The organism is Streptomyces sp. UNOC14_S4, from assembly GCF_020740835.1.
Taxonomy (GTDB): Bacteria; Actinomycetota; Actinomycetes; order Streptomycetales; family Streptomycetaceae; genus Streptomyces.
Genome location: NZ_JAINFC010000402.1, coordinates 1 through 7,136, shown reverse-complemented (window position 1 = coordinate 7,136; position 7,136 = coordinate 1). Strand labels below are relative to the sequence as shown.

The following is a 7,136-nucleotide window of genomic DNA, read 5'->3' as shown; positions in this document are numbered from 1 at the left end:
CCGTAGCGCTTGCCGAGCCCCCGCGCCTCCATCGCCCAGCGGCCCCCGCCGCCGGGCGGCACTGTCCCACCCATCGCCCACCTTGCTAATTAACTAGTCAGCTAGTGGAATGAGCATTATGGATGGCCCGGCCACCTGTCAATCCCCGCCAAGAAAAGGACAAATGCGACATACTCGGGGCCTTGTCACCGAATCTGCATGCCGCCAGGTCAGCGCGCTTCTGGCGCGGGCGTTCGAGCTGGGCGAGTCGCCCTCGTGGTGCCATTGACCTTCCCCTCATGCAGCGAGCAGGGGGGTTCCCTTCATGACCGCCCAATGGCGGCCGGTAGGGTTTCACGCAGCCGCCTCCCGCTCTGGGCGGGGACTCGCACCACAGGGGTGCTGCGCGTGCTGTTGATGACCGAGCCGCCGGTCCGGCGGGCTCGGGCCTCGATCTCGACCGAGGCGTTGTGATCGGCGTCATCTTCATGCCCGCAGCGGGTGCAGGCGAAGAGCCGCCCACAGCCTGGACGGCTATCGGGGTCAGGTGTGGAACGGCGGGACCACGACCAATTCGGAGCCGTAGAGGCGGGACTTGTATTCGAGCTGGCGGCGACGAGTCCCGGGAGCATGGTCAAGGATCGACCGGTTCAACCCGGCCTTGGCCCGCACATTCCTGCCGGGTACGGCCACGGTGCCTTTAGCGCTCTTCGTCATGTTCCTCACGCGCAAGTCCTCGATACCGACCATGCCGTGGTTTTTGGCGAGATCAGTGGTCAGCTTGTGCGTGAAGTCGGAACGCCGACTCGCTTGCCTCGTACGCAGCTTGGCGATGGCTGCGATGGTGCGACGGAGCCGGTGAGAGTACCTACCCCCATTGTGCTTCTTCGCGTAGGCGAACTGGCGGGCTTTCTTCTGCTCCAGATGCTTGAGTCGCTTCTTCTCGTTCACAGTGAGGCTGGGTGGCATGACCCGTGGCTGCATCTCAGTGGAGACGAACGCCGAGGCGGCGACGCCGAAGTCCACCCCGCACATGGGCTTGCCATTCGGAGCTGCAGTCGTGGCCCCGGTGTGGACCCCGAAACTGACGTACCAGCCGGTTCCGTCACGAGAGACAGTGGCGTTCCGAATCGTGCCGCCGAGAGCGCGCGAGAGACGGAACCGGACCCAGCCAAGCTTGGGCAGCCTGACCTCAGCCCACTTCCGGTTGACCTTACGGACCGCAACGGCCTGGCCAGGAAACGGGATCGACAATCGATGCCCGCGCTTCTTCCGCACCGGAAACCGTGCCGGATGCTCCGGGTTCCAGAAATTGTCGTATGCCTGATCCAGATGTCGCAGGATTTGCTGAGCCGCTTTCGCCGGAAACGCCGCCAGCCACTCCAGCTCAGCACGCGCCTGGGTCAAGTGCTTACACTGCTCAGCTGCACGCATTGTGTACCCACGCTGCTCGTACACAAAGACCCGCTGCTCAAGAGCCACATTCCACAGAGCGCGCGCCGTATGGCCCCACGCCGTCAGCACCTTCTCATGCTCACGCGCGGGGTACAGCCGGTACCGGCGCCCCATGTCAGCCTTCATACTGCCCACCGTAGTCACCGCCTCATGACCAATGCCCTCGTAACGCGGATACCGCATTTCCCAAGGCCGTCATGTGGTAAAGGGCCGGGCGGCCCGGCGCGGTTGTCCACCGCGCACACGGGCCGCCCGGCCGGGTGTACGTCGTGCCGACGGCGGGTCAGGCCGCGGCCGCGCCGTGGGGGCGCGTGAGCCGGGAGGTTTCGGGGGCTTGCACTCCTCCGGGCTCCACCGGTCCGTACACCGTCACGCCGCTTCTTTCTTCCGCGCGCGGGGGATGAAGAGGCATACCACCGCCGCGGCCGCGGCCGACACGAGGATGAATTCCCAGCCGTGGTCGAAGGAGGTGACGGGGTCACCGCCGTGCGGCGCGGCGAGGAAGGCGACGAGGAGGGCGACTCCGAGCACCGAGCCGACCTGACGGGCCATCGTGACGACCGCCGAACCGGTGGAGAAGCTCTGCGGCGGCAGGGCCGCCACCGCGGCGCCGACCAGCGTCGGCACCACCAGGCCCACGCCGACGCCGGTGAGCAGCATGCCGGGGAGCAGACCGGCCGCGTAGTCGTGGCCGGTGTCGAGGCGGAAGATCCACCAGGCGATGCCCGCGGCGAAGAGCACGCTGCCGGCCGCGGAGACCACGGCCGAGCCGAGCTTCCGGATCACCGGGCCGATGCCCATGGCGAAGCCGGGGACCATCAGCGGGCCGGGCGCGATGGCGAGGCCGGTCTTCAGCGGGGACCAGTGCCACACCTGCTGGCACCAGAGCACGGCGGAGAGCAGCATCGCGCCGAAGGCCACGGCGAAGAGCAGGTTGGCGAGGGTGGAGGGGCTGACGGCGGGCACCCGCAGGAGGTTCAGCGGCAGGATCGGGGACGGGTGGCGCGCCGAGCTCGCGACGAACAGGCCCAGCAGGACGACACCGGCCACCAGCGAGCCGACGGTCGGGGCGGAACCCCAGCCCCAGTCCTCGCTCTTGACGAGCCCGAGGGCGATCACGGCGATGCCGAGGGTGAGCAGCATGGCGCCCGGCAGGTCGATCCGGCCGGCGTTCTCCCGGGCCGGGGTGCGCGGCAGCGCGCGGACGCCGAGGGCGAGCGCGAAGATGCCGATGGGCAGGTTGACCAGGAAGACCCAGCGCCAGTCGAGCTGGGTGAGCAGGCCGCCCGCGACGGGGCCGAGGGCCGCGGCCACACCGCTGATGGCCGTCCAGCCGCGCACCGCCGCGATCCGCTTCTCGGGCGGGGCGGCGGCGAGCAGCAGGCCGAGGGAGGAGGGGATGAGCATGGCCGCGCCGATGGCCTGGACGACGCGCGCCGCCACGAGGATCCACACCCCGGGGGCGACCGCGCAGGCCGCCGACGCGACGGTGAAGACGGCGATGCCCGCGAGGTAGGCCGTGCGGGGGCTGGTGCGGTCCGCGAGGCTGCCCGCCGGGACGAGCAGCGCGGCGAAGACGACCGCGTACGCGTTGAGGATCCAGGACAGGGATGCCAGCGAGGACCCGGAGAACTGTTCGCCGATGTCGGGCAGGGCGACGTTCACGATGAACATGTCGAGGTTGGACATCGCAACCCCGGCAACTACGACGGCGAACACTGGAGCGAAGCGGGGCTTCGTCGCACTGCCCGCCACGCCGGCGGCAGTCTGAGTCATCGCTCTCCTCGGAGGGTGGGTTGGTTTTTCCAACTCACCGGAGCATACAGCGTCACTCAGAGCTGACGTAATGTGACGTGTGCCGCTCTTACCCGCACTTCACGGGGAGTTGGGCGAATCCCCGCTGGACGATCTGGTCGCGGAAGGCGGGTTCGCCCGCGAGCGCCAGGCCGGGGAGGCGGCGCAGCACGGCGGGCAGCGCGATCTCCGCCTGCATACGGGCGAGCCCCGCGCCGAGGCAGAAGTGGGCGCCGCCGCTGAGCGTCAGCGCGTGGTTGCCCTCGCGTCCGGGGTCGAAGACGCCGGGGTCGGCGTATCTCCGGGGGTCGCGGTTGCCCGCCGCGATGAGCAGCGTGATCTTGCCGCCCTCGGGGACGGGCATGCCGAAGAATTCGGTGTCCCGGGCGGCCACGCGGTTGAGGATCTGGGCGGCGGGGTCGAAGCGCAGGGTCTCCTCGACCCAGCCGGGCGCCAGGGACGGGTCCTGCCGGAGCCGTTCGGCGTGTGCGGGGTGCTCCAGGGCGAGCCGCAGCGCGTTGCCGATGAGGTCCATGGGGGCCTCGGTGCCCGCGACCAGCAGGAGCATGAAGTTGGCGACGAGCTCCTCCTCGCTGAGGGCACCGCTCTCGTCGCGCAGCCGCGCCATCTCGCTGACGATGTCGGGACCGGGCTCGGCACGCCGCTTGTCCACCAGGTCCGAGAAGTACACGGCGAACTCGTCCATCGCGGCGTCGCCCGGCAGGAGCTGGGCGAGGTCCCGGATGGGCTCCAGGGAGGTGGTGATGGCGCCGATGCCGGCGCGGAAGCCGGGCTGTTCGGCCTCGGGGATGCCCAGCAGTTCGCCCATCACGGCCATGGGCACCCGGAACGCGAACTCCGCCATGAAGTCGACGGGGGCGCCGTCCGCGCCGAGCCCGGCGAGGCGCTCCACCAGCGCGGTGATGCGCTCCTCCACGACGGGCCGCAGGTCGGCGATGCGGCGGGGCGTGAACGCGACACTGAAGAAGCGGCGGTAGCGGTCGTGGTCGGGGTTGTTGCTGAACAGCATGTTCTTGGTGAGCCAGCGCCAGGACGAGTGCTCGCGCCAGCCGGGCAGCGCGCCGTCCTGCACCGCCGCGTCGGTGGACAGCAGGGCGGGCTCGCGCAGGGCGCGGGCGCACTCCTGGTGCCCGGTGACGAGGAGGTGGCCGGGTCCGAGGGGGATGATCGGGCCGTACTGGCGCAGGGCCTCGTAGAGGGGGTAGGGGTCGCGCTTGCCCTGCGGGGAGAGCAGGGTCGTCATCGCGGTGCCGGGGTCCATGGTCGGGGCGGACATCTCTCTCCTTGTGGTGCGGATGCGAAGGAAGCGGTACGGCGGGTCACAGGGGGGCCATGACGAAGTCCTCCTTCGTCGTGCCGCAGTCGGGGCACGTCCAGTCGTCCGGGACGTCCTCCCACCGCGTGCCGGGCGCGATGCCCTCCTCGGGCAGGCCCAGCGCCTCGTAGTAGACCCAGCCGCAGACCAGGCACATCCAGGCCCTGGTGCCGACCGCCTCGCTCGTGGTGCTCACGGGATGGTCTCCCCCGTCCTCGTTCCGTGCTCGGCGACGAACGCGGAGACGGCACTCTTCGCCTCGGGTGACATCAGGATGCCCATGTGGCCCCTGCCCGGGGCCCGTTCCAGCCGTACGTCGCGCAGGCCCGCGGCGACGGCCTCGGCCTCGCAGAACGGCACGACCGGGTCGTCGGGGTCGTGGACCGCCAGTACCGGGAGGTCGAGGCCGCCGCCGAGGCCGACGACGTCCCAGTGGCCGACGGGCACGCCGTTGCGGCGGTGCAGCTCGCGGTAGATGCGCTCGACGGTGCCGCGGGGCAGCCGTTCCGCCCTGGCCCAGCCCTCCAGTACGGAGGTGAGGGTGCAGGTCGGCGCGACGAGGGCGAGGCAGTCGACGCTCTCGTGCGGCCGCGCCGCCACGGCGCCGACCGCGGCGATCGACCCGAGCGAGTGGGCGACCACCACGCGGGCGCCGCCGAGCGCGTCGAGGGCCGCGCCCACCGCGGTGGTGTACTGCGTCATCGTGGCCTTGTCGCCCTGGTGCACGCCGTGGGCGGGCGCGTCGAACGCGGCCACGCGGTAGCCGAGTTCGCGCAGCGGGGCGACGAGGGAGTGCATGCTGGTGGAGTCGGCGCCCCAGCCGTGGACGAGCAGGGCGGTCGGCGCGTCGTCGTCGCCCCACAGATAGCCGCCGCGCACGTCCGGGTGGCCCTCGATCGTGAACGGGCGGGCGCCCAGCGGCAGCACGTTGTCGGGCCGGTGCCCCATGGCGCGGGTCCGGCTGAACACGTCGGTCGCCCAGCGGCCGCCGACGCCCGGCAGCAGGGCGCCGACGGCCGTGCGGGTGGCCCTCCCCAGCGCGGCCCTCCTCGGTGCGAGCGTCATGACGGTGCCTTCACCGCCGCCTCGCCCGCCGGCCGCGCGACCGGCTCGGCGGTCGCCGGGGCGATCTGGGCCCGGGAGAAGTCCGTGTAGTAGCCCGACGCGGTGTCGTAGAAGTGCAGCCGCCGGATGATGCGCGTCAGCTGCCCCACACGCAGCCGCTCCTCCCGGACCATGCCGGGGTACGCCTCCTTCAGCGCCGTCTGCGCCTTGCGGAGGTTGTAGAAGGGGACGACCGGGGCCACGTGGTGGGCCGTGTGGATCGAGATGTTGTGGGTGAGGAACAGCAGCCACTTCGGGTAGACGAAGTCCGTCGTGACCAGCAGCCTGCTGGCGTTGCGCGTCCAGTGCTCGTTGGTCAGGTAGGGCACGTCGCTGGAGCTGTGGTGCATCAGCGTGGTCGCGCTGAACCAGGCGTGCGTCGCGATCCACGGCGCGACGAAGTACAGGAAGAAGCCCTGCACGCCCGTGAACCAGATCAGCGGCGTGAAGTACAGGACGCACACGGCCAGGACGAACACGATCGACCTGCGGACGTCGCGGCGCGCCTCCCGCTTGGGGAAGAACGAGGGCCGGAAGCCCGACTCCCACCAGTAGTTGATGGTGCCGCCCCAGAACGCCCAGGTCCGCGTCCCGTGGTAGATCACCTTCTCGTGCAGCGGCATCCGGTCGTACAGGGCCGCCGGTACGGGCCGCCAGTCGGTGTCCAGCTCCAGGTTGTTGGTATGGCTGTGGTGCAGGTTGTGGACGTGCCGCCAGGCGTGGAAGGGATAGATCAGCGGCAGCAGGGACACATGGCCGACCGCGAAGTTGAACTTGCGGGAGCGGGAGAAGGACCCGTGCCCGCAGTCGTGGGCGATGCAGTGCAGCCCCCAGCCGCCGAGGCCCGCGATCACCCACAGCGGGAGCCGGAACAGCCAGTGCGGTGCGTAGGCCACGCCCACGAGGGCCCCGGCGTACAGCACCCAGCTGACGGCGAAGCCGAGCAGCCCGCGGGCGGGGCGGGGAGTGAAGTAGTCCTTCGGGATCGCCGCCTGGAGGCGCTCGCCCTCGATCTGCTCGGACTTGCGCAGGAATTCCCGGAAGTGGTCCCCGGGTTCCGTGGGGAAGTTGTATGCCGCCATCGTCCCGGTTCCCCTCAGCCGGTCCGGCCGGCCAGCCTGAGCTCCCGGGCCAGGTAGCCGCTCAGGTCGTCGATGGTCTGGTGCTCGTAGAGCAGGCCCGGGGAGAGCCGCCGCTCGACTATCTTCTCCAGGGCGCCGGACACCTGGACGGCGACGCGGGAGTCGAGCCCGTAGGCCTCGAAGGTCTTGCCGGTGTCGATGTCGGCCGGGGAGACCTCGATCCGCTGGGCCAGGTGCTCGATCAGCCACTGCCGGAGCGAGTCCTCCGTGAGCGGCCCTGACAGCTGTGCCGTGTCTTTCTTGCGTCCGAACATGTGCTGATTTCTCCTGCCGGGTGGGTGCGCGGGTGGATGTCGCTGGACGGGGCGGGGCGAAGAGAGTGGGAG

General features: G+C 70.4%; 7 protein-coding genes. All 7 read right to left on the bottom strand.

The features are described 5' to 3' along the window. Positions 1-522: 522 nt before the first annotated feature. The 7 genes from K6I34_RS27800 to K6I34_RS27770 all read right to left on the bottom strand — a co-directional run bounded on the left by K6I34_RS27800 (position 523) and on the right by K6I34_RS27770 (position 7,064). The gene (locus K6I34_RS27800; protein WP_229329900.1) at positions 523-1,560 is read right to left on the bottom strand and encodes a transposase; all 1,038 of its coding nucleotides are present in this window, start codon (positions 1,558-1,560) and stop codon (positions 523-525) included. 243 nt (positions 1,561-1,803) lie between these two features. Continuing rightward, complete coding sequence (locus K6I34_RS27795) at positions 1,804-3,210, bottom strand: MFS transporter (protein ID WP_229329898.1); 1,407 nt, start codon at positions 3,208-3,210, stop codon at positions 1,804-1,806. An 88-nt stretch (positions 3,211-3,298) separates the two neighbouring features. Beyond that, positions 3,299-4,525, bottom strand: coding sequence for a cytochrome P450 (locus tag K6I34_RS27790; protein ID WP_229329896.1), 1,227 nt, complete (start codon positions 4,523-4,525; stop codon positions 3,299-3,301). Positions 4,526-4,568: 43 nt separating this feature from the next. After that, the gene (locus tag K6I34_RS27785; protein ID WP_229329902.1) at positions 4,569-4,721 is read right to left on the bottom strand and encodes a rubredoxin; all 153 of its coding nucleotides are present in this window, start codon (positions 4,719-4,721) and stop codon (positions 4,569-4,571) included. 35 nt (positions 4,722-4,756) lie between these two features. After that, positions 4,757-5,629 carry an alpha/beta fold hydrolase gene (locus tag K6I34_RS27780; RefSeq protein WP_229329894.1) on the bottom strand — a complete coding sequence of 291 codons (873 nt, stop codon included), beginning with the start codon at positions 5,627-5,629 and terminating at the stop codon, positions 4,757-4,759. Further along, positions 5,626-6,750, bottom strand: coding sequence for a fatty acid desaturase (locus tag K6I34_RS27775; protein ID WP_229329892.1), 1,125 nt, complete (start codon positions 6,748-6,750; stop codon positions 5,626-5,628). Before K6I34_RS27775 ends, K6I34_RS27780 begins: the two co-directional genes overlap by 4 nt. 14 nt (positions 6,751-6,764) lie before the next feature. Then, positions 6,765-7,064: an acyl carrier protein gene (locus tag K6I34_RS27770; RefSeq protein WP_229329891.1), complete on the bottom strand. Its 300-nt coding sequence runs from the start codon at positions 7,062-7,064 to the stop codon at positions 6,765-6,767. Between the last annotated feature and the right edge of the window lie 72 nt (positions 7,065-7,136).